This window comes from Flavobacterium polysaccharolyticum (genome assembly GCF_038739875.1).
Taxonomy (GTDB): domain Bacteria; phylum Bacteroidota; class Bacteroidia; order Flavobacteriales; family Flavobacteriaceae; genus Flavobacterium; species Flavobacterium polysaccharolyticum.
In genome coordinates this window covers 90,950-115,169 of the sequence record NZ_JBCGDP010000009.1, presented here as the reverse complement: position 1 = coordinate 115,169, position 24,220 = coordinate 90,950, and the positions used below count along the sequence as shown (strand labels likewise).

Here is a 24,220-nt window from a genome sequence, read left to right as displayed (position 1 = left end):
ATGAACAACAGACTCAATTGTTGGAAGTGTGTATTAATGCTTTCAGGTTTGCTTGGAATGGCTACCATTTTTTCATAATAACATTAACCAAGGATCAAATTAGGGTTTTAAATAATTCCTATTTGCACTCTCTTTTATATAATTTAAGAAACATTTTAAATCTAATTTGATGAAAAAATTAATCATACTAGGAATTATAAATATTGCAATAATGACGATTGTTTTTTCCTGTAAAGAAGAGAAAAAAGTACAAAAGGTTCATATTCACAAAAAGGCAGAAGCCCATAAGATAGTCTACGAATGCCCTATGAAATGTGAAAAAGGGAAATTTTATGACATTTCTGGAAAATGTCCTGTTTGCAAAATGTCATTAATAAAAATTGAACACGAAGAAAATAAAAACCATTTAGAACATAATCATAAATAACTAAAAAAGAAACACCAACACAAATATGATGCAAACAGTAAACAGCTTTGGTGCAGACAGGAAGAAAAAATAAATCACCAAACAAACAAACAAACAAACAAACAAACAGGTTGTTCTATTCACAATGATTCAGAAAATCATTCTGATGATGTTCATAAACGCTAAAGCGAAAGAAATGTCTGCCGAAGATAAATAACACGGCTGTTCGCACGATCTAGAGCACAAGCATTAAAAAGTAGAACATAAATGAGTATTGTTTTCTGTACTCATTTGCATTATAAAAATTTTGATTAAAAAGACAGAAGAATGAAAAACAAAATAAATTTGTTACAAATAACCAATTTAGTGGTGTTGTTTTTTTGCATAAACTTTGCAAATGCCCAGAATTTAGACATTGATGTTTTAAGAAACATAAATCATAATAGGAACAAATCACTGGATCCAGCATTAAAAGGAATTACAAATAGTCTAGCTCCTGTAAGTATTGGAACTCCAATTATTATGTACTCTGTCGGATTGATAATGAAAGATAGTACAGTCAAAAAGAAAGCTATTTTTATTGGAGAAGCCTTTTTGGCTTCAGGATTTATAACATTTGCTTTAAAAAAAACAGTAAATAGAGAACGACCATTTGTAACTTATCCAGATATTGAGCAAGTTACAACAGCAACCGGACCTTCTTTCCCATCAGGGCACGCTTCTTTAGCTTTTGCAACTGCCACTTCCTTGAGTATGGCGTATCCAAAATGGTACATTATTGCTCCTTCGTTTGCGTGGGCAAGTGCAGTAAGCTATTCTCGTATGGTATTGGGTGTTCATTATCCAAGTGACGTTTTAGCTGGCGCAATCATAGGAAGCGGATCAGCTTATCTTTCCTACAAATTGAATAAATGGGTTAATAAAAAACAGAGGAAAAAAATCCCACAACTTTGGGAATAAATAGTTCTTTTTATTTAAAATCAAATACTTATGTTTTATATATAGTAAAAATAAAAAGATTACAAACATTCTAAAACGAAAGAAATACCCAACATCTGCAATGAAGTCTTTAAAAAACTTAAACCTATCCCAAACTGCCAGTATCATTGATGATTTTAAAAACTATTTCAAGGCAGTAGAATCGATTAGGCAATGCTTTTAGGAAGTATATTTCTTTTAATAAAAGATGAAGGAGAAATGGTCTCTGGATTCTCATAACTAAAAATACAATTTAAAAAAATGAAAAATATATTTAACAAACGATTTTCATTACTATATTCATTTATATCAACTTATGTTCTGATTTCTTTCGGGATAAGAATTTCCCTTTATGCTTTATCATTTGATGATATTGATTTTTCTCTTATTTCAATTATCAAAATTTTCAGTTTAGGATTTTTCTTTGACCTATCAGTAGCTTTGTTTTTTTCTACAATTTATTATTCATATCTACTTGCTTTACCTTCAAAACTTGTCGGTAGCATACTTGATAAGGTAATTACTTATTTTTTAATGGGTATTTTACTATTCATTAGTATTTTTTCTTTTGTTGCGGAATTTCCATTTTGGGAGGAATTCAATACAAGGTTTAACTTTATTGCTGTTGATTATTTAATATATACTTATGAAGTTTTTGAAAATATAAATCAATCCTATCCAATCCCATTAATAATTTTGGTTCTATTTACTTTAATCTTCATTATATATGTCATTTATAAGAAGAAAAATGTTTTTAGGGAAACATTCACAGAAAAACCAAAATTTAAAGAAAGGCTTTTTAATGTTTTACCTTTATTACTAGTAACATTACTTTTCGCTTTTTTTGCAAAAAATAAACTTGCAGAATGGAGTATCAATAATTATGAAAATGAATTAAGCAAAAATGGTGTTTTCTCTTTTTTTTCAGCATTGCATTCAAACGAGTTAGATTATACAACATTTTATAAAACATTGCCTAACAAAGAAGCATATAAAATAGTAAAAAAGGAATTGCTTCAAAACAATCAAGAATTTACAAATCAAGAAAAAGATGCGATTACAAGAAACGTAAGTGGCTCAAAAGAACAAGCCCCTAACATAGTTTTAATTGCTATTGAAAGTTTTAGTGCCGATTTTTTAAAACAATTTGGAAACCAACAAAATCTAACACCTAATTATGAAGCATTAGCAAAAAACAGCATATTCTTTACTAATATGTATGCTACAGGTACAAGAACTGTTCGAGGTATGGAAGCACTCACACTCTGCGTTCCACCAACACCAGGAAACAGTATTGTAAGAAGACCAAATAATGAAAGTATATTTTCAATAGCTACGATATTAAAAAAGAAAAATTATGATTTAAGTTTTATATATGGAGGCGATGGCTATTTTGATAATATGAACACTTTTTTTGGCGGTCAAGGGTTTAATATAATAGATAGAAACAGAGGAAATCCGCTATCTGATAATATTAAAACAAAACGATTTGCAATAGAAGACAACGAAGTAACATTTGAAAATGCTTGGGGAATTTGTGATGAAGATAGTTATACTCAATCTATAAAATATGCCAATATAAATTCAAAAAAAAACAAACCTTTTTTTCAATTTATAATGACAACATCTAACCATAAACCCTATTCATTTCCTAATGGAAGAATAAATATGGTACAAGGAAGTAGAGAAAGTGCAGTAAAATATACTGATTTTGCTTTAGGACAATATATCAAAAAAGTGAAAACAAAACCTTGGTTTTCAAATACAATTTTTGTAATTGTTGCTGACCATTGTGCCAATAGTGCTGGTAAATGGGAAATAAATATTGAAAATCATCATATTCCAGCAATGATTTACAATTTGAATAATCAAAAACAAAAAATCAATAAACTTGTATCGCAAATTGACCTAATGCCAACAGTATTTGGATATTTGAATTGGAATTATCAAACAGAACTTTATGGCAAAGATATTAATATAATGAAACCTAATGAAGAAAGAGCTTTAATTGGAAATTATAGAACATTAGGATTATTAAAGAATAAATATTTTACAGAAATAAATGACCGAAAAAAAGTAAATAATTATATATGGGATGCAGAAAAGAAAATAATGAAAAAAATAGAAAATAAAAATTTAATTGATTTAGAAAAATTAACTGTTTCTTATTACCAAACTGCGAGTGAACGATTCAAAAATGGTAAGATGAAACAAAGTAATTAATTATAAATGATTATGTTTTTGTTCTAGATGGATTTTGTCTAAATAATTAAAAAATTAATTTATGCTATTAAATAAAAGAATATCAATATTCACATTTTTGAAACAAATAAAATTTGACATAACTGCCATTCTAATCTATGCTATAGTAGTAGGAATTGCTGACCAGTACGGTTTTCTGTCAAAAATAGAAATACCAATTGCTATGAGTGCCATAATCGGAACTGCATTATCATTATTACTGGCTTTTAGAACAGCCCAAGCTTATGAAAGATGGTGGGAAGCAAGAATAATTTGGGGTGCAATAGTAAACGATTCAAGAACTTTAATACGTCAAGTAAAGCAATTTTTACCAGAAAAAGACACTAAAATTGTGCAGGATTTTGCGTACCGTCAAATAATTTGGTGTTATGTTTTAGGAGAATCGTTGCGAAAATTATCGTATTCAAAAAAAGTATACGACTATGTTAAAGAACATAAATTATCAAAAAACAACATCCCAAATGCAATAATTAATCAACATAGTGAAGCACTATCTAAACTAGAAATTAGCGATTTCAAGCAAATACAGATTGACAGTACTTTAAGTCGCTTGTGTGACTCTATGGAAAAATGCGAACGTATTAAAAACACCGTTTTTCCAAAATCATACAGCTTATTGGTACATTTTTTTATTTATGTTTTTGCCTCGCTTTTACCATTTGGGTTAGATGATAAATATGTTTTAGTAGAAATATTTTTAACAGCTTTGATACCTATAATATTTATAGCCATAGAACGAACGGCAATTATATTACAAGATCCGTTCGAAAATGTAACAACCGACATTCCAATGACAAGTCTTGCAATAACAATAGAAATAAATATTAAAGAATTGATAGGCGATACAGATTTACCAATTGTAGAAAAGCCAAAATCGTTTTATATAATGTAATATATAAATTATGGATATAAATGCAGAATTAATTATTGTTTCCAAACTGATTGTCTCCTTTTTATTAGGAGGATTTATTGGTTTAGATAGAGAAAAACACGGTCAAGATGCAGGAATAAGAACGTATGCAGCCGTATGTATTGGCGCAACTTTGTTTACAGCTATTACAGCCCATTTGGTAAATAACCCAGCGGATACTTCAAGAGTAATTGCAAATATTGTAACAGGCGTTGGTTTTCTAGGTGCTGGAATTATTTATCGCAATTCTACTGCAGGAACATCACACGGATTAACAACAGCAGCAACCGTATGGTGTACATCAGCAGTTGGTGTTGCGGTAGGATTAGATATGTTTATTATAGCTATAATAGGTGCTTGCGCATTGTATTTTCTACTTTCATTACACCATCAAAAATGGTATATAAAATGGAAGCAAAATATGATAATAAAACACGGTAAGGAAAACGAAAATGATTAAATAAAATATTCTTAATTAATTTAAAATGATTAAAAAATGAAAAATACAGATCCAAAACACAAGCACACTTATGATGCTCAAGGTAAAATGACTTGCTGTTCACAAGAAGAAAAAATAAATAAAATGGCAGATAAGCAGGTAAAAAAGAAAACTAAAAAAGAAAGCTGTTGTAGCAACGAACACGATGATACAAAGGCTAAAAAAATAGTAAAGGACCAGCACAATCACGATGAGCATTCGGATGATGACGGACACGACCATTCAGGCGGTAATCAAACGACGTTTCAAATGTTCTTGCCAGCAGTTATAAGTTTTGTGCTATTACTCATTGCTATTGGTTTTGATAATTATTTTCCACAAACTTGGTTCACTGGCTGGGTGCGTATTTCTTGGTATGTAGTAGCTTATGCTCCTGTAGGTTTTCCGGTAATAAAAGAAGCTTTTGAAAGCATACGTAAAGGCGAAATCTTTTCAGAATTCCTATTAATGAGTATTGCTACAATCGGAGCATTCGCTATTGGTGAATATCCCGAAGGTGTTGCCGTAATGCTATTTTATGCCGTTGGCGAAGTATTTCAAACACTGGCAGTTCAAAGAGCAAAAAACAACATCAAATTATTGTTGGATCAAAGACCAGATACCGCTACAGTTATCAAAGAGGGCAATACTATTGATAAAAAAGCAGCTGAAATTGTCATTGGAGAAATAATCCAATTACGCCCAGGAGAAAAATTAGCACTCGACGGAAAATTACTTTCAGATAATGCTTCCTTAAACACAGCAGCATTAACAGGAGAAAGCAAACCAGATACAAAACAAAAAGGAGAAACCGTTCTTGCAGGAATGATTAACCTGAATACAGTTGTTCAAGTCGAAGTGACAACGGCTTACACTGATAGTAAGTTGTCAAAAATCCTTGAGATGGTGCAAGATGCCACGGCTAAAAAAGCACCTACCGAACTATTTATTCGAAAATTTGCTAAAATATACACCCCAATAGTTGTGTTTTTGGCAATCTGTATTTGTTTAGTTCCAATGATATTCATAGAAAATTATATCTTCAACGATTGGTTATACCGAGCTTTAGTTTTCTTGGTTATTTCCTGTCCTTGTGCGCTGGTAATTTCTATTCCTTTGGGATATTTTGGAGGTATTGGTGCAGCAAGTAAAAATGGAATTTTAGTAAAAGGCTCGAATTTTCTAGATATAATGGCATCTATTCAAACAGTAGTTATGGACAAAACTGGAACGCTGACCAAAGGCGTTTTTAAAGTTCAAAAAGTGGTAGCCGTTGATATTCCGGAAGCTGATTTAATAAAATTCACAGCAGCATTAGAAACCAAATCCACACATCCGGTAGGAACTGCTATTATTGAATATGCCAAAGGTTCAGAAAAAGAGGTAACAGTTACCGATGTCGAAGAAATTGCAGGACACGGATTGAAAGGTAATGTAGAAGGAAAAGAAATATTGGCAGGAAATGTAAAATTAATGAAGAAATTCAATATCAGTTACGATGCTGAAATCGACAACACACCATTTACAATAATAGTTATTGCCATCAATCAAAAATATGCAGGATACTTTCTAATTGCTGACGAAATAAAAGAAGATGCAAAAACAGCTATCGAAAGTTTGCATAAAATAAACATCAAAACCGTAATGCTTTCGGGAGATAAACAAGCCGTTGCAGATGCTGTTGCAAAAGAATTAAATATCGATCAAGCCTATGGCGATTTGTTACCTGAAAACAAAGTAGAAAAAGTAGAGGAACTTAAATCACAAAACCTAAAAATTGCTTTTGTGGGCGATGGTGTAAACGATGCGCCAGTGGTTGCCCTTGCCGATGCCGGAATTGCAATGGGTGGTTTAGGAAGTGATGCAACTATTGAAACGGCAGATATTGTAATTCAAAACGACCAACCTACTAAAATTTTCACAGCTATAAATATTGGAAAAAAAACAAAACAAATTGTTTATCAAAACATTGGGCTGGCATTTGCAGTAAAAGCAATTGTTCTTGTTCTTGGGGCTGGTGGTCTAGCAACAATGTGGGAAGCCGTTTTTGCAGATGTGGGTGTAGCGTTGCTTGCTATTTTAAACGCAGTCAGAATACAGAGAATGAAGTTTTAAAAAACCGATTCAAATAATGCTCTTTTCAACGAAAAGTATTCAATATTTCAAGAAGGAGCAAATTGAATCAAAGAACAAGAGAGATTCTAACTATAATTAAATGAAATCAGAAGTATAACGGTTCCAAAACTTATTAATTGAGTTGGTCAACATAGCATTCATATGAATATTTTTTTCTGCTTAAATAATTCTATTTAAGCAGGAAATTATTTTTTATGCTATCTGAAAGAACGTAAATTCTGAGATATATATCTGATAACAATATTAAATAAAATATTTTTTTACATTACCCATGATTCAAACAAAGAATAATATTTACAGCTTACTTTTTACATTGATAGGAGTTGCAACATTTGCCCAACAAATCAGCAATACTGACACCAACCAATTCTCATTTGACAACTCTCTACTAGTTTTTAATTCCAATATCGATAAATTAGAAAATGACAAAACTAAAAGTTATACTTTTGAAAAAGAGGATTCATTTCAATTAGACTCTTCTTTTCAAATTAATGATTCCCTCGTATATCCACCAACAACAAAAGACTATAGAAAATTAGGATACAATACTGCTATTGTTTTTGGTACAACTATTGTCGCTTATGGTATTTTATGGTCTCTTCCTGAAAGCTTCACAAAATGGGATAAGGAAGAAATGAAAAAAAACGGAATAACAGCCAAATGGAAAGAGAATGTGAAAGCAGGCCCCGTTATAGACGAAGATAATTTCTTTTTAAATTATGTAATGCACCCGTACTTTGGAGGTGTATATTATATGACGGCTAGAAGTAATGGTTTTACTATCTTAGAATCCTTTGCGTATTCCGCTATAATGTCAACTTTTTTTTCTGGGAATATGGGGTTGAAGCCTTTGCAGAGATTCCCTCAGTACAAGATTTAATTGTCACACCTGTCTTAGGTTCCGTAGTGGGAGAAGGCTTTTTTTATGCCAAGAAAAGTATTCTTAAAAATGATTCCAAAGTATTAAATTCAAAATTTCTGGGTAAAACCTCCTTGTTATTGATGGATCCACTTAATACTATTATGGATAGTTTCGGTTACAAACAAAAGGTAAAAACACAACTTAATGTGGCTCCAGTGGGGTTCAATCCATATACCAAAAGTGCTACTTTAGGACTTAGCTTTTCAGCTAGCTTTTAATTCTTTTGAAACAAGCTTTCCTCTCAAGTAAAGCCCAACAAACCACAACTCAACAAACTCTATTATTACATATCACTCCATCTTTTAAAGATAAAATGGTGATTCCCGTAATGTTGTATCCTAAATTCGAATACTCCCGATTTGACAAGTATTCGTTATAAAATAAAAAGATGCTTTTATAGCATCTTTTTAGTAGTGGTATTTAATTAAGATCAAATTCTATTTTTTGTCATTTATCTTTAATTTTTTGTTAACTTCTTCAACCCTTTAAAAAAAAAATTGAAATAGTTATTTTATAATATTCACATAGTAGAACAGACTCTACTATAGTAAATAAAATAAAATTTCTAATAAGTTCAGAACATAATGTTTTAAAACAAACTCACTTTATTTTATTAATCCATATGCTAAAACTTTTCCTAAACTTATAAACCTTACTTACAATATATATACCTATTGGGATTACTATTATTAATATGATTATTTCATACCATTTCATAATCTATTTTTTAACTCTACTTTTATCATATTCCAGTATCTCCTGTTCAGAGAGAGGTGTAATAGATATTTCTTTAAATCTTTCAATTTTCTCACCCTGTTGATGTAAGTCTTTTTTTACTTCTCCTTTATCAAATAAATTAATTTTTATTTTAACCAAATCATTGGAAAAAGGTTTTTTAGGAAATAAATCTAGATAAGAGTCTAGTTCTAAGGCTATTGCTATTCGCGATAGCATTCTAATATTGTATTTTGCGGTCTGCTTTGGATTTTCAATATTTCCAATATACCCTTCTGATACTCCTAGTTTATGTGCTAACATCACTTGTGATAAGTTAGATTTTAATCTTAATTCTCTAACTCGTTCAATTAAATAAAAATCTAATTCTGATATAATTATTTCTATAATCATCTGCTTAATTTGATTTAGAAAATAAAGGATTAAAAAAATATTTCACACATACATATAGATATGTGAAATAAATTCGATATATTTGTTTTGTAATACTATTATGAATAGTAATTTTGCGATTCTTCAAATACAATATTGAAGCATTCGCTTTGAATCTCGTTTTCAAAAACTGGTAATTTTATACACACGAGATGATAAGTAAGATGCTCACGTCCTATGGCGTGGGCTCACTTATTCGTGTGGAGGGTATACCAGTACCTTGAAAGCGTTTAAGTTGAGTTCCATGCCATTTTTTATGCCTATATTTTTTAGGTAAAACTCAACTTTAATTCTTAGCACTGCTTCATTTTTTAAGTTTCGTAATACCATTAATTAATGAATTAGTTGGGAAAGACACTGCCACCGTCTGGCTGCAACAGGCAACGGCAGTTGGCTTTCCTGTTTAAAAAACCTTTAAAAAATTGCCAATGAATTAAAAAACACAAAAAAAACTTTGTGCCATTGCGGTACAACAAAAAAATGGCCCTCTAACTCTTCTTGGCGGTTGAATAGAGGACCGTAGCTAAATTAACTAACGTTTCACTTAACCAATCCAATATTATGAATAATTTTTCATTTTACAGGGGTGGAAAGACTTTTTGTTTCCTGTTTTTAATGGGTGTCATCTTGTCTTTTTCCCCTATACAAGCCAACAATTCAGAACGGCGTAATCTAGAAATTACCCAACAGTTTCACATTCAAGGAACTGTCACTGATGGTAACAATCCCTTAGCAGGCGTAAGCATTTCTATAAAAGGAAAACCAAATGCCACCGTAACAGATTATAATGGTCATTATACCCTTTCTGCCTCACCACAAGACATTTTAGTTTTTTCGTATATCGGATACCGAACACAACAGGTTTCCGTGCAAGGGCGAACCACAATCAACATCAGCTTACAGGAAAACACGACCAAACTTCAGGAGGTGAAGATTAATGCGGGATATTATTCGGTAAAGAACAGCGAACGCACTGGGAGCATTTCTAAAATTACCGCAAAAGATATCGAGAAACAGCCCGTTACCAATGTATTGGCCACGATGCAAGGGCGTATGGCTGGAGTCGATATCACACAAGATACGGGAACGCCCGGAAGTGGGTTTCAAATAAAGATACGAGGACTCAACAGTCTTCGTGAAGAAGGCAATGAACCACTGTATATTATTGATGGCGTGCCGTATTCGTCGGAAGTAATCGGATACAGCAATACTACTAGTGGAATACCTACACCCACCAGTCCGTTAAACAGTATTAATCCCAACGATATTGAGAGCATAGAAGTTCTAAAAGATGCCGATGCAACGGCTATCTACGGTTCACGCGGTGCCAATGGCGTGGTACTGATTACTACCAAAAAAGGCAAGGCAGGGAAAACTAATGTAACAGTTTCTGCCTCCTCAGGAATTGGAAAAGTTACCAAAATGATAGACCTGATGAATACCCAGCAGTATCTGGAAATGAGAAGACAGGGTTTTGCCAATGATGGTGTTACTACATATCCTGATTGGGCATATGACATTAATGGAACCTGGGATCAAAACCGCAATACCGATTGGCAGAAGGAACTTTTGGGCGGTACTGCGGTAATCACCAATATGCAGGCATCCGTATCGGGTGGTTCCGATTTAACTCAATACCTGTTGAGTGGTACCTATCACACTGAAACAACGGTACTCCCGGGAGATTTTGAGTACGATAAAGCGGCTGTTCATTTTAGCATGAACCATAGGAGTGAAGATAAAAAGTTTAAACTCACTTTTTCAACAGGCTATACCGCCCAAGACAATCTACAGCCTGAAACCGATATTAGCCGCACTGCACGAAATCTGGCTCCAAATGCCCCCGCTTTATATGATGCCGACGGTAACCTGAATTTTGAAAACAGTACCTTTAGAAATCCATTGGCAGCACTTCGCGCCATCACCACTGCAAAAACAAATGATCTTATTGCCAATACCGTACTTAGCTATCAAATATCCCCCAGTTGGGAACTCAAGGCTAACTTAGGCTTAACGGATTTAAAGAATGCAGAACAGCGACTATTGCCTTCGACGATGTATGATCCTGCCTATGGATTGGGAAGTAACCGCTCATCGATGTTTTCCAACAATACTCAAAGAAAATCATGGATTGTGGAACCACAGCTTCGCTGGAACCATGATTTTGGAATCAGTAAAATTGACATACTGGTGGGGGGTACCGCGCAGCAACAAACTTCTTCAAGGCTGTACCAGTTCGGATATGGTTTTGCCAGCAACAGCCAGATTACAGATATAGCTTCTGCCACGCAAAAATCCATTTATGTAAGCGATGAAACGCTGTATAAATACCAAGCCTTTTTTGGGCGGCTCAATTACAATTGGGATCAAAAATACATTGTGAATATAACAGGAAGAAGGGACGGCTCCAGCCGATTTGGTCCAGGTAAGCAGTTTGCCGCTTTTGGAGCTGTGGGAGCCGCATGGCTGTTCTCGAAGGAAAATTTCCTCAAGGAAAACACCGTTTTTAGTTTTGGAAAGCTTAGAGCGAGTTATGGCAGTTCAGGCAGTGATCAAATAGGGGATTATCAGTATTTGGATACTTATACATCCTCTGGTCTAAACTATAATGGTGCCATCGGTTTGGATCCTACACGACTCTACAATCCGGATTTTAGTTGGGAAATCAATAAAAAATTGGAAGCTGCATTGGAAATGGGGCTTCTAAGTGATCGCATATTCTTTACGCTGGCTTGGTATCGAAATCGATCGTCCAATCAGCTGGTGGGAATTCCTTTGCCTGGCACCACTGGATTCAGCTCTATTAATGCCAATTTAAACGCGACCGTCCAAAATATGGGTCTGGAATTTACACTGCGAACCTTAAATTTTGAAAGTAGCAATTTTAAATGGACAACTAACTTTAATATCTCGGCTTCCCACAACAAACTGCTTTCTTTTCCGGGACTCGAAGGATCTACTTATTCTAATCGCTATGTTATCGGAGAATCTACAAGCATTGTAAAGACATATCAGTTAAATGGGGTCAATCCGCAAACCGGACTCTATGAAGTGGAAGATATCAATAAAGATGGAATGATTACTTCTTTGGAAGACAAAAAAAATATTGAGGATCTCACTCCAAAATATTTCGGAGGTTTAGAAAACCAGTTTCAATATGGAAATTGGCAATTGGATTTTCTTTTTCAATTTGTAAAACAGAAAAATTATGACTACAGTCCCAGCGTTCCTGGAGGAAGTTTCTTTAATCAGCATTCGGATATGACCAATGCATGGCAACATGCAGGCGATCAAGTTCCCTTTCAAATGAATACATCAGGTGAAAATGGGGATGCCGTAAATGCCTATTATAATTATCTGGACAGTAATGCCTCCATTGTAGATGCCTCTTTTATTCGATTAAAAAATGTTGCACTAAGTTATGACTTGCCACAACAGGCCATCAAAGGGGTGCACTGCAAAATCTCACTGCTGGGACAGAATGTGTTAACATTTACCCCATACAAAGGCGGTGATCCCGAATTTAAATATACTGCCTACCTGCCTCCGTTAAGAATAATCACGGCTGGTGTACAGCTTACTTTTTAACCTTAATACATACAGCCATGATATATATACTTATTATTTTTAAAAAGCTACTTCATAAAAGTGCTAAAGAATTGACTGCTAATAGTTGTTTCCTTATAGCGGTATGTCTAACACTAGCTGGCTGCGACAGCTTTGTGGAAGTGGATCTTCCTGCTTCACAACTGACAGCCAAAACCGTGTTCGAAGATGCAGGAACTGCTAATGCCGCAATGGCGGGTTTGTATGCCAAAATGAGAGATGGCGGCTTGTTAAATGGAAATTCAAATGGTGTTTCCTGTAATCTTGGCCTCTACGCCGATGAATTTGACTACTACTACGCATATGACGTAAGCAATTTTTATACCAATTCGCTATTTCCTGGTGAACTAGGTGTAAACGATATCTGGAACAAGAGTTACAGCCAGATTTATAGCGCCAATGCAGTTCTTGAAGGATTGGATAATTCCATATCCATTGCCGAAGCCAATAAAAAACAGTTGCAAGGGGAAGCTATCTTTGTGAGGGCATTGCTTCATTTTTATCTGTTAAATCTCTATGGCGATATTCCTTATATCACCACAACGGATTATCTGCTGAACAGCAAAGTGTCCAGAATGCCAGCCGATAAAATCTACAGCCTAATTCTGATGGACCTGAACAAAGCTGTTGAATTACTATCAGAGGATTATGTTTCGCCTGAGCGCATTCTTCCCAACCGAAGTACTGCTAAAGCACTTTTGGCAAGGGTCTATTTGTATATGGGAATGTATCCTGAAGCATCCAATGCCGCCTCTTCTGTGATTAATAATCCACTCTATAGCTGGGAAACGGATTTGGATAAAATCTTTCTAAAAGAAAGCCGCACTACAATCTGGCAATTTATGCCTAACACATCCGACAGTAATACTGCAGAGGGTAGTCTGTACATTTTTACTTCTGGTCCACCACCGGTCGTGGGACTTAAACCGGAGTTTGTAAATGCTTTTGAGCAGGGTGATCAGAGAAAAACGCATTGGACAACCGAAGTAACTGATGGAGTCTCCACGTGGTACCATGCCTCTAAATATAAACAACAATCGACGACCCCGAGTTCAGTGGAATATTCCATAGTGTTTCGTTTAGCGGAACTATATTTGATTCGAGCCGAGGCGAGAGTTTATCAGGACGATCTGATTGGGGCGAAGGAGGATCTAAATCGGATTAGAACAACGGCAGGACTTAACCCTACAAATGCTGTGACAGCCGAGGATATTAAAACCGATATTCTTAATCAGAGGCGTTTTGAATTGTTTACTGAATTTGGGCAACGTTTTTTTGATTTAAAACGAACTGGAAAACTGGACGAAATACTATCTGTATCCAAACCGGGATGGAATACTACTGATAGTTTGTGGCCATTACCTGCTCTTGAATTGAATTCCAATCCAAATCTTAATCCACAAAACCCGGGATATTAAAATCATTATGAAAGCAATACTAATAATAAGAAAAAAAATTGACTTCGAAATTTTGAGTTTAGTATTGGCTACACTTCTTTTGTTACTGTCCTGTCCCTGTATGGGGCAGGTACAACAAAAGAAGGCATTAACCGAGAACGATTACCAGAGATGGGGAACACTAGAAGTAAAAGCCATTTCTGACCAAGGGAAATGGGCAAGTTATGCGATGCGTTACGAAAACCACAGTGATACTTTATTTGTGCAGAACATCGCTAAAAATAAAAGCTATGTTTTCCCAAAAGGAAATGACGGTCGTTTTGGAGGGGAACAACTCTTTGCTTTTCTAGCTCCCGATTCAAAACTAAAAGTAATGGAGCTGCCCACAGGCAAAATTGCGGTTTATGATAATGTTAAGCGGTATGAGCTGGCAAAGGATGGCCAATATATAATCACCCTGAATAAAGGATACGGTGAAAGATGCCTGATGCAGATACGCAACTCTAACGGGAAGGTAATTGACAGTATCGAAGGTATCTCTGAATATGCGTTAAATGCAGATAAGGATGCAATTATGTATACTTCGAGTCAAAAGGATTATAGCGAGCTAGGGATTATTCATTTTGCTCGCTATTCACATACTGCTATTTCAAAAGCAAACGGCAGTCACTTTTTTAACTTGATGTGGGCTAAGGACTCTAAATCGGTGGCTTTTTTACGGGAGACAGATTCAGCTACTAAGGAAGTTACCGTGAATTATTATAGAATTGCTGATAAAAAGCTCTTCTCACTGGATTATGCCTCTAAAGCGGATTCAAAGAATATGGAAGTTTTTAAAAGGACCACATATGCCATTTCCGACGATGGAAAAAAAGTATTTTTTATGTTAGCCAAAAAGAAGGATCCTAATTTAGAAAAGCCGGATGTGCCTGAAATTTGGCACGGCAACGACAAATGGCTTTATGCAGACAGACAACGGCAGCAGACTGAGGGCGATATTCCCAAAGTAGCTCTCTGGTATCCTGAAACGGGTTTATGTTTACAGATCAGCGATGACGAGCTACCGTCAATCATGCTGAGCGGACAACAGCAGTATGCTGTTTTATACAATAAGTTTTCCTATGGCCTGCAATCGAAATATTATGAAGAAGCGGATTTTTATTTAACCAATCTAAAGGATGGTTCCAAGGAGCTGATACTGAAAAAGCAATCCGTTGACCCCAACCAGATGGGATTTGATCCCTTCAGCAACAAAATACTATATTACCGGGAAAACAATTGGTGGGTTTATGATCCTCTGGCAAAAAAACATACCAATCTGACCCAAAAAGTTACCACTCACTGGGATAACTATAATACTGCAGATGCTCCCCACCAATTTGGAGCCTATGGCAATCTGGGCTGGACCAATGATGGAAAGAATGTTTTATTGTATGATGCCAATGATATCTGGCTAGTGGCTATCGATGGTTCTTCTTGCAAGCGATTAACCAGAGGATACGAGAAAAACCTAGTTTACAGGATAACTCCCATTGAATATGACTGGCGATCACAGAGTAACTATGATGGAAGGAAACCCACCATTTTTGATCTATCCAAAGACCTGCTGCTCGAAGCCACCAATAGAGAAAACTGGTCAACGGGATATTTTATTTACAATGATAAATCGAAAGAACAACCCATAGTATATGAAGCCAGTAAAATCGATGAAATCCGCAAGAGCAAAAACAGTGCTTATCTCTTCCAGACTCAAACTTTTAATCAATCACCGCGATTGGAATTCAGACGGAAAAACCAGACCGCTTCCAAAATTTTATTTCAGTCCAACAAACAGCAAAAAGAGTATTCTTTTGGAAAATCTGAATTACTGTATTACTACAATAGTAAAGGTCAAAAACTAAAAGCGGCGCTGTTCTATCCTGCCAATTATGACCCAACAAAAAAATATCCAATGGTAGTCCATATCTATGATGTAATGTCTGATGAACTTCATCAGTATGTCAATCCCAGCTTCTCGAATCGGGAGGGTTTTAATGTAACCAATTATACGCTCAATGGTTATTTTGTGCTGATGCCCGATATCATCTACCAGATGGGTAATCCTGGAAGTTCGACCGTTGATTGTGTAACAGCCGGAGTCAATGCGGTTACAGGCAAAGGATTGGTGGATAAAGATAAGATAGGTTTGTTCGGGCATTCTTTCGGGGGTTATGAAACCAATTTCATCATATCGCAGACCAATATTTTTAAAGCCGCCGTTTCCGGAGCCGGAGTGAGCGACATCATTTCTTATTACTTTAATATCAGCAGGAATGGTTATTTTCAGTCTGATATGTGGCGATTTGAAAATCAGCAGTTCCGCATTGGAAAATCGCTGTATGAAGATAAGGAAGCATATGTCAGCAACTCACCCATTATGCACGCCGAAAACGTAAAAACCCCGCTGTTGCTATGGGCAGGTAAAAATGACAGGATTATTCCGTGGAATCAAAGCATTGCCTTTTATCTAGCGCTTCGAAAATTGGGAGTTTCAACCCAGATGCTCGTTTATCCTGACGAAGACCATTCACTAGAGAATCCAGAAAACCAGAAGAATCTCAGTCAGCGAATGATGGAATGGTTTGATTATTGGATGAAAGGGGAAGCTGAATTTAAAACAGTATCAAAAGAAACGGAATAGGGAATAAACATAAAAAAATAATGCAGTTTTTCAAAAAAAACTGCATTATCTTCATTGAAAAATGATTTTACTAATTGCGGTGCAATTGTTGGTTACAAGAAGTTTTACTGCCACCATAGGCGATATTACCACCGCTGAGACAGGCAGGGCCATTACCTGGAGCACAGTTAACATCAGGAACTTCCTGACAGTCGTTCACTGATGGATTGTGAATAAAAGCCGGAATCAATACATCGGCTTTACTTACTTCTGAAGTGTTAGTACTTACTGCACCGGCACTAGCCAGAGCAAATGCTGCTATAGGCAGTACAAACGCTCTTAAAATGGTTGTTTTCATAATATTTAAATTTAAATTAATAGAATTTGATCTACTCTTTTCTACAGGTTTTCGATCGTTACTCCTGCTACCGGCCGGTATCTTTCAATTATATTTATATACTGTACTAAATTTTGGATTGGATTCTTTTCCCGTATCCGTATTTGAGCATATAATGTCCCGAAAGGATATACATCGCTGAATCGCCAGCGAAAAAGTTTTTCATTCGCCCCGCTTCTTCATCATACACGTAAAAACTCAAAAGATAAGTCTGTTTTGACAAATCATAAACGTCAACTACAGAAGCATACTTCCACACATCAATCTCTTCATATTTGCCTCGTAACAGGGAATTAACGAAAAGTAAGTTACCCTGTACTGTTGTGTGACGATTAACCATATACGGTGGTGCTGCCAATTTTATGTCCCCGGATTGTTTTATTTTTACCACTTCTAATTTTGCTTTAGTAGTAGTGTCAATGGTATTGGCGCGATGCTCAACGGTTAGGTTTTCCTTTGTAATAATATATTGGTTGCGATAGTAGTAAGTGTAAATCAGTTTATGCAATGTGGCGCTATATTGTAGTGTACCATCGGTGTCAAAAATTCCTTCCATCTGTTTTTGCAACACCTGTGGATTGTATTTGATTTTTGGATTCTCATAGTTGTTGGCAATCCCCAGAATATTTTCTCCTGTCGGAGGTTTTTGGGTTCTAAAAGCCAGTTGCTTATCATTGATAAAGACTATATCTGAAAAATAGAATTGTTTTTCCATCATTACTTTGGCTTTCCAGTGGGAAATCAAACCTCTGTAAATGACAGGAACCGTCCCATCAATTACATAGAAATATGGAGCGTTAATCCGAATCTCGACTGCCTTAAAATTAAAATTCTCACGGTCCAATTGGATGGTGTATTTCTTTTTGCTTTTTAGATTGGAATCAATTTCAAGAATTTGAAGCGGAGCCAAACGATTGGCTAAATAAATTTTATTTTTATTAGTACCAGCAACATAATAAGATGTATTTCTTAAATCAATGCTACCTACTTTGGCAGCCGTAGCCTGTGGAAAGCGTCTAATAAAAGGGTTTTCCTTTTGCATGATGTCTTCCGAGAAAAGAAATAATCCTGTAATGACCATAACACTTCCTAAAACTAATAAGAATAGTCGAATCAGAATGCGGTTATTTATGGATAGCAATAAAATGGCGAATATTGCCAAAAACAGGAATGCCAGATTAAAAATAAGATGTTCTTTCCATCCTAACTTTTCCAAAATACCACCGCATGAACAGGGAATAAAATAACTGAAGTACAGTATGATAACTATATAAGCAGTAAACATACTCATCAAGGCAACTGCTGCACATAAAGCAAAATATCTAAATCTAGGGACACTCAGTAGAACTGCAATAATCAGTTCCAGAACAATTACTGTAATAGACACAAAATCTGCAAAGGGACTTAAAAGGGGAGACTGTCCCAACTGAGCCTGAAAGTTTTCAAAATCCAATAGTTTACTGACTGCTGCATAGACAAAAAGTATAATATAGAGCAAACAAGTAAACTCTAAAAACAAGTTCTGTATTTTGATATTGAATCTCATAGCTTCATAGATTTTAGTTCTACAAAGCAAAATTCTGAATTCAAAAGCCAAAACACTTGTCTTATTGGGAGCAAAACTTGGCCAAAACGGATAAAGTTTGAAAAACTAAAATTTAATCTTCCGATAATGAAGTAAAACCAGTTTCATTTCGCTTTATTTCATATGGAGAAAAACCAAATCGTTTTTTAAAGGATTTTGAAAAATTAGGATAATCGTTAAAGCCATTCATCACCGATATATTTTTCAAAGGTATCGTAGTGTGTTCAATCATAAAATAAGCTCTTTTCAAACGCTCATCATTATAAAATTGGTAAATACTGGTCTTAAAAAAATGACGAAAGCCATCTTTTAATTTATGTTCATTAGTACCAAATTCAGATGAAAGCACTTTTAGCGATGGAAGCGGTTCTTCAAGGTGTGCCAATATATAGTCATAAAGTTTCTGAATCAATAGTGCATCAGCTTTTCGAGTTTTAAAATATTTCTCGTTTTCATTTTCGTTCATCAAAGGACGATAAGAATCTTTGCGGGCAGGAGTAACAAAATTTAATATAATTTCAGAACTAATAACTAACCTTCCAATAGTACAGGAAACAGAAACAGGCAAATGTTCATTAGGTGTAAAATCTAAAGCAATAGTTGTGGGCGATGAAACATTTGCATCGAGTACATCATGAAGTTGTTGCAAAGAAGCTGTAGTAATAATGCCCGCCAAAGGCAGGTCTATCAATTCAGATTCCGAATAACCTAAAAAATAAGCAATTTCAGGAGTAAAGCTTTTGATAGAAAAAGAGGTATCCAAAACAAGTGTACTTTGAGCTATAAATTGAAGTTTTCTATGGGCATTAACATAGCCGACATTAAAAATCGACTCTTTCATTTCTTCTGCTACCATATTAATTAAAACAACTAGCGTTTCCAATTCGTCCTCATTGGAGCTTAAGGGAATGCTACTGCTAAAATTGCCACGTGCCATCTCAAATAGCATTTGATGAATTGTAACAATACGCTCTTCATTGTATGCTTTTTTCATAAGATTCAATTCTTAATTCTTCCTTTTATAGACTAAATGCTAAACAAAACCTTTTAGATAAACCAAAGCGTCATCTTCTTTAGTGAAAATTTGCGTAGGTACAGAAGGCTTACTAATCTCTACATAAAAAGTGCTAATAATTAAGGAAACTTTTTCATGTACAATAAGAGCTACTGCTTGTGTCAATATAGAGCCCGATTGTGCCAAATGATCTCTTCCAGATTTCTCAGTGGCAACGATACCTCGAATATCACACAGAATAGGATAAGACCTTTCATTTTGAAAATGAATTCTATCAGTTACGACACATTGAGCTACCTTAAGATCAATAATCGTATTGGGTTTATATTCAAAGAAGAGAATGCCATCGGCAATCCAAAATCGGGCATAGTCATTCTCATAAAAATCATGGGCTGCAATCATGTTTTATGAATTTTAAAGTTATAATTTAACAAAAATATAAACATTTAATAATAATATGGTTGTCAATTTAGGATTATTTGTTGTATTTTATAGTGTTTGTTGTTAATTCGGGAATTTGACTTGTCAATTTGGGAGTATTGAAGAAGTAGTTGAAATAACTTTCATTTTTTTTATGAAATTTATAACTCTATTTTAAAATAACACCAAAAAAGAAGTAACCAATGGCAAAAATTAGACACAATAACTTTATCGATACTGTGGATGAAGTTTTTTCGGAAGCAAAGAAAGAAGGCATACTGCACTTATATGCAGAAGACAAGGTATTAACAGGCAGGACAATCCAAATTAAAGGAAAAGAAATGTTTCATTTCGGAACAACTGGTTATCTGGGACTCGAACAGGACGACAGACTTAAGGAAGCTGCTATTCAATCCATACGTAATTATGGTACGCAATTCCCCCTTTCAAAATCATATATTTCACATCCATTATATAGTGAATTGGAAAGTAAAATCGAACAAATGTATGGTATACCACCTATTATAACCAAGAACAGTACATTGGGGCATTTAGCTATTATCCCAACGCTCATTAGAGATGAGGATGCAGTAATAATAGATCACCAGGTCCACTGGAGTGTGCAAAATGCTTGTCAACTTTTAAAACTGCGAGGAATTCCGGTAGAAATGATCAGACACAGCAATTTGGATATGTTGGAAGATAAAATAAAACAACTAAGTACCAAGTGCAACAAAATCTGGTACATGGCTGATGGGGTATATTCCATGTTTGGGGATTATGCACCCATACCTGAATTATTGGCGTTAACCCAAAAGTATGCACAGCTAAACCTTTATTTTGATGATGTCCATGGAATGAGTTGGAAAGGCAAAAATGGAACTGGTTTTGTTTTTGACGCGATCAAAGAACTACCTGAAAATTGCATTGTAGTGAGTACATTAAGTAAAACCTTTGGAGCCAGTGGGGCAACATTATTTTGCAAGAATCAAAAATTAAGAGACAAAATCAAAAATTTTGGAGGACCCTTAACTTTTTCCGCTCAGTTAGAACCAGCGTCTGTTGCAGCAGCAATTGCCTCTGCAGACATCCATTTATCTCCTGAAATACAATTGAAACAAAAAGATTTGGCGGATAAAATTGCCCACTTCAATCAATTGTTGTCATTAGGAAACCTTCCAATAATTTCAAAAAATGATTCGCCAGTTTTCTTTTTAGGAATGGGTACGCCCGCAACGGCTTACAACTTTTCGAAACGTTTATTCAAGGAAGGTTTTTTTCTAAACTTGGGGATTTATCCTGCTGTACCGATCAAGAATACCGGAATTAGAATTACGCTATCCAGTCACAATAAGCAACAGGACATTACTGCCTTGGCCGAAGCGTTGGAATATCATTTTCCTAAAGCGTTGGAAGAAACAAATAATAGTGAAAACAAAATCAGACAGGCTTTTGGAATAGACAGTAGAAAAACTGAAAAGATTTCGGAATCAAAAGAGCAGGAGCTTTTTATTGAAGAAAAAAACACGATTCAGGATATCGAAAAATCAGAATGGAATCAATACATGGGAAAATATAATATTTTCGATTGGGAAGGACTGGTTTATTTAGAGAATACATTCAGCCAGCATCCAGACCCGACAAACCAATGGGATTTTTATTATTACACTATTAAAGATAATAAAGGTGATACAATACTTATGACCTTTTTTACTTATGCCCTTTGGAAAGACGATATGTTGGCAACTGAATCTGTCTCCATCCATTTGGAAGAAATTAGAAAAACCAATCCCTTATACCTCACTTCAAGAGTATTGAATATGGGGACTCTATTTACTGAGGGAAAACACTGTTTTATCAATCAAGAACACCCTTTGGCAGAAAAGGCGTTGAAACTTCTTTTGGATAAATTAGAAGAAAAGTACAATGCTTTAAACGCAGATATGTTAGTTTTAAGAGATTTCGAAAAAGACAATTGCTTCAACAAAACAATTGTAGATCAAGGATATTTTAAAATAGACATGCCTGAATCTTGTGTAGTTCAAAACCATGTTTGGCATAACTACGAAGAGTTTACAGAAACATTATCTCCGCGTTCCCGTAAACATTTTAGTAAAGAGATAGAACCTTATGAAAAGTACTATGATGTTACAATAAAAGATAAATTGAGCAAATCAGAAATAGAAAGAGCATACCAACTATACCACAATGTAAAAGACAATAATTACGCTATCAATACATTTAAATATTCTCAAGAAGTTTTCGAAAACATGAATGAAAGTCAAAACTGGGAGTTCATATTATTAGCATTGAAAACAGAAACAGAAAATCCATTTGTAGGAGTTATGTTTTGCTACAAAAATAATAATCACACCTATGTCCCGGAATTAATAGGGATGGACTATAAATGGGCTAAAGAATACCAACTCTACAGGCAACTGTTATTTCAAACCATAAAAAGAGCTAATGAACTGCAGTTTCAAAAAATAGATTTTGGAGTATCAGCTTCCTTTGAAAAAAGAAAATTAGGAGCCCAAATAATTCCAAAAGTAGCCTATGTTCAGGCAAGAGACAATTACGCGATGGAAGTTATGAATACTTTGCAAAATGATTACAAATCAATTGCAAAATGACGAAGGCATATTGACAACTAATATTAAAAAGATGTTTGAAAAAGCAATTGAATCATTTAATACTGTCTGTAATGAAATTTTAGAGGCAAACGAAACAATGCAAAATAAGGCTTGCAATGGAATTGTATTGTGTAATAAAACATTAACGAACTTAAAAGAGATAGTCGATAAAAATGACTTCAACACTGTTCCAGAGGAGATTGATTTTTTCAAAAACATCAAACCCGTTCCTATGAGTTTATTGATTTATTTCACCGAAGTACGCTCCTGTGAATTAAGAATGCCTAAGGCGGGCAACACTTATAAGGTCCAATTCCTCCAAAAAGAACTGCGAAAAATCAATAAGTTTTTTTACAGAAATGCCGATTTTGTGCATTATATGGAACAAGGATACTGTTACCTAGACCATCAATTCTTTACCAGAAACCATCGGGATAATTTTCCTTTTACCCCCATGACAGATTACTACCAGTTTCCCGAATTTTCAACATCACAAGACATGCTTTGGGCAAAAGTAAAGGCAATGTACCGATTCATTCACTACATCCGGCAAGCACTAAAAAGACTAAAAGTCGATGATTCCGAAATATTTGAAGAAAAAAAACACAAAGTATTGGTATGGACAGGGCCAAAAACAGCTTTAACAGAATTGATTTATGCATTGTTTTCTAATGGGACAATCAATCATGGTGCTGCAGATATTAATAGTATAACAGCATCCTTTGAAGATTTTTTCAACATCAAACTAGATAACATCTATAAAACCTATACCGAAATCAAAGCCCGTAAAAGCAGTAAGACAAAATTTCTGGAAGAACTAACGCTAAACCTGCAACAAAAAATGTACAGAGAAGACCAAGAGTAAAGCCGTAACTACGAAAGCTCACAAGCAGTAAATCCTGATTTAAAAGGATATACTGCTTTTTTTTGCTAGAATCAATCAAAGAATAATTCCCAGTAAAAATTAAGGTTTTTTACGGTTTTTAAATGTTAATTTTTTTCGTACTACGAAAGCCATTGGGATAAAATCCAATAAATGCCACTAAATAGACTAATCAATATCGATCTAAAACAGAAATCATCACTGTATTCATCTTTTATGACAGAATCACTCAAATAATTGAGGCCTAAAAAGAGAATATTTTAAATCGAATAAGAAATCATCATTTTTTAGAGAATTATTTTCCAATAAAACCAAGGCTTTAAGAATTTTAAATGTTAAATTTTTTCCGTACTACGAAAGCCATTG

The 24,220-nt window shown here is 34.7% G+C and carries 18 protein-coding genes and 1 pseudogene; 14 read left to right on the top strand and 5 right to left on the bottom strand.

Annotated features, from left to right (window positions below):
* The first annotated feature begins 169 nt into the window (after positions 1-169).
* From WFZ86_RS10790 to WFZ86_RS10755, 9 genes and pseudogenes are all read left to right on the top strand, one after another.
* Complete coding sequence (locus WFZ86_RS10790) at positions 170-427, top strand: heavy metal-binding domain-containing protein (RefSeq protein WP_024981664.1); 258 nt, start codon at positions 170-172, stop codon at positions 425-427.
* A 306-nt stretch (positions 428-733) separates the two neighbouring features.
* Entirely contained in the window at positions 734-1,366 is a 633-nt protein-coding gene (locus WFZ86_RS10785; RefSeq protein ID WP_051536680.1) for a phosphatase PAP2 family protein, read from the top strand.
* Positions 1,367-1,645: 279 nt separating this feature from the next.
* Positions 1,646-3,607 (top strand): LTA synthase family protein, encoded by a 1,962-nt coding sequence (locus WFZ86_RS10780; protein ID WP_024981666.1) that lies wholly within the window; start codon positions 1,646-1,648, stop codon positions 3,605-3,607.
* 61 nt (positions 3,608-3,668) lie between these two features.
* Positions 3,669-4,538 (top strand): bestrophin family protein, encoded by an 870-nt coding sequence (locus WFZ86_RS10775; RefSeq protein WP_342691918.1) that lies wholly within the window; start codon positions 3,669-3,671, stop codon positions 4,536-4,538.
* Between the two features lie 10 nt (positions 4,539-4,548).
* Complete coding sequence (locus tag WFZ86_RS10770; RefSeq protein WP_024981668.1) at positions 4,549-5,016, top strand: MgtC/SapB family protein; 468 nt, start codon at positions 4,549-4,551, stop codon at positions 5,014-5,016.
* 36 nt (positions 5,017-5,052) lie between these two features.
* A complete protein-coding gene (locus tag WFZ86_RS10765) occupies positions 5,053-7,149 on the top strand; it encodes a heavy metal translocating P-type ATPase (protein WP_024981669.1) in 2,097 nt (698 codons plus the stop codon).
* 292 nt (positions 7,150-7,441) lie between these two features.
* Positions 7,442-8,050, top strand: a complete 609-nt coding sequence (locus WFZ86_RS10760) for a DUF3943 domain-containing protein (RefSeq protein ID WP_051536683.1) — start codon at positions 7,442-7,444, stop codon at positions 8,048-8,050.
* Positions 8,029-8,121 (top strand): annotated as a pseudogene (locus tag WFZ86_RS20400) (DUF3943 domain-containing protein); the annotation flags it as partial. The gene WFZ86_RS10760 and the pseudogene WFZ86_RS20400, both read left to right, overlap by 22 nt.
* 51 nt (positions 8,122-8,172) lie before the next feature.
* On the top strand, positions 8,173-8,310 hold the full coding sequence (locus WFZ86_RS10755) for a hypothetical protein (RefSeq protein ID WP_244530708.1): 138 nt from the start codon (positions 8,173-8,175) through the stop codon (positions 8,308-8,310).
* A gap of 502 nt (positions 8,311-8,812) precedes the next feature.
* Here WFZ86_RS10755 and WFZ86_RS10750 read toward each other — a convergent pair.
* The gene (locus WFZ86_RS10750; protein WP_342691917.1) at positions 8,813-9,220 is read right to left on the bottom strand and encodes a helix-turn-helix domain-containing protein; all 408 of its coding nucleotides are present in this window, start codon (positions 9,218-9,220) and stop codon (positions 8,813-8,815) included.
* A 600-nt stretch (positions 9,221-9,820) separates the two neighbouring features.
* On the opposite strand from WFZ86_RS10750, the gene WFZ86_RS10745 reads away from it, so the two are divergent.
* From WFZ86_RS10745 to WFZ86_RS10735, 3 genes are read left to right on the top strand one after another with little or no spacing between them, the layout of a single operon-like run.
* Positions 9,821-12,847, top strand: coding sequence for a SusC/RagA family TonB-linked outer membrane protein (locus tag WFZ86_RS10745; protein ID WP_024981671.1), 3,027 nt, complete (start codon positions 9,821-9,823; stop codon positions 12,845-12,847).
* A gap of 17 nt (positions 12,848-12,864) precedes the next feature.
* On the top strand, positions 12,865-14,283 hold the full coding sequence (locus WFZ86_RS10740) for a RagB/SusD family nutrient uptake outer membrane protein (protein WP_024981672.1): 1,419 nt from the start codon (positions 12,865-12,867) through the stop codon (positions 14,281-14,283).
* A gap of 7 nt (positions 14,284-14,290) precedes the next feature.
* Positions 14,291-16,942 carry an alpha/beta hydrolase family protein gene (locus tag WFZ86_RS10735; protein WP_081764664.1) on the top strand — a complete coding sequence of 884 codons (2,652 nt, stop codon included), beginning with the start codon at positions 14,291-14,293 and terminating at the stop codon, positions 16,940-16,942.
* Between the two features lie 70 nt (positions 16,943-17,012).
* Here the strand turns inward: WFZ86_RS10735 and WFZ86_RS10730 are convergent, their stop codons facing one another.
* The 4 genes from WFZ86_RS10730 to WFZ86_RS10715 form a co-directional block, all read right to left on the bottom strand.
* The gene (locus WFZ86_RS10730) at positions 17,013-17,279 is read right to left on the bottom strand and encodes a hypothetical protein (RefSeq protein WP_024981674.1); all 267 of its coding nucleotides are present in this window, start codon (positions 17,277-17,279) and stop codon (positions 17,013-17,015) included.
* A gap of 106 nt (positions 17,280-17,385) precedes the next feature.
* A complete protein-coding gene (locus tag WFZ86_RS10725) occupies positions 17,386-18,864 on the bottom strand; it encodes a MauE/DoxX family redox-associated membrane protein (protein ID WP_024981675.1) in 1,479 nt (492 codons plus the stop codon).
* A gap of 112 nt (positions 18,865-18,976) precedes the next feature.
* Positions 18,977-19,897, bottom strand: a complete 921-nt coding sequence (locus WFZ86_RS10720; RefSeq protein ID WP_024981676.1) for a helix-turn-helix transcriptional regulator — start codon at positions 19,895-19,897, stop codon at positions 18,977-18,979.
* A gap of 39 nt (positions 19,898-19,936) precedes the next feature.
* Positions 19,937-20,320, bottom strand: a complete 384-nt coding sequence (locus WFZ86_RS10715) for a DUF7793 family protein (RefSeq protein ID WP_024981677.1) — start codon at positions 20,318-20,320, stop codon at positions 19,937-19,939.
* A 221-nt stretch (positions 20,321-20,541) separates the two neighbouring features.
* Here WFZ86_RS10715 and WFZ86_RS10710 point away from each other — a divergent pair, with 221 nt between their 5' ends.
* Together WFZ86_RS10710 and WFZ86_RS10705 are read left to right on the top strand one after the other, a co-directional pair.
* On the top strand, positions 20,542-22,971 hold the full coding sequence (locus WFZ86_RS10710; RefSeq protein WP_024981678.1) for an aminotransferase class I/II-fold pyridoxal phosphate-dependent enzyme: 2,430 nt from the start codon (positions 20,542-20,544) through the stop codon (positions 22,969-22,971).
* Positions 22,946-23,836, top strand: coding sequence for an RteC domain-containing protein (locus tag WFZ86_RS10705; protein WP_342691916.1), 891 nt, complete (start codon positions 22,946-22,948; stop codon positions 23,834-23,836). Before WFZ86_RS10710 ends, WFZ86_RS10705 begins: the two co-directional genes overlap by 26 nt.
* Positions 23,837-24,220: the final 384 nt, after the last annotated feature.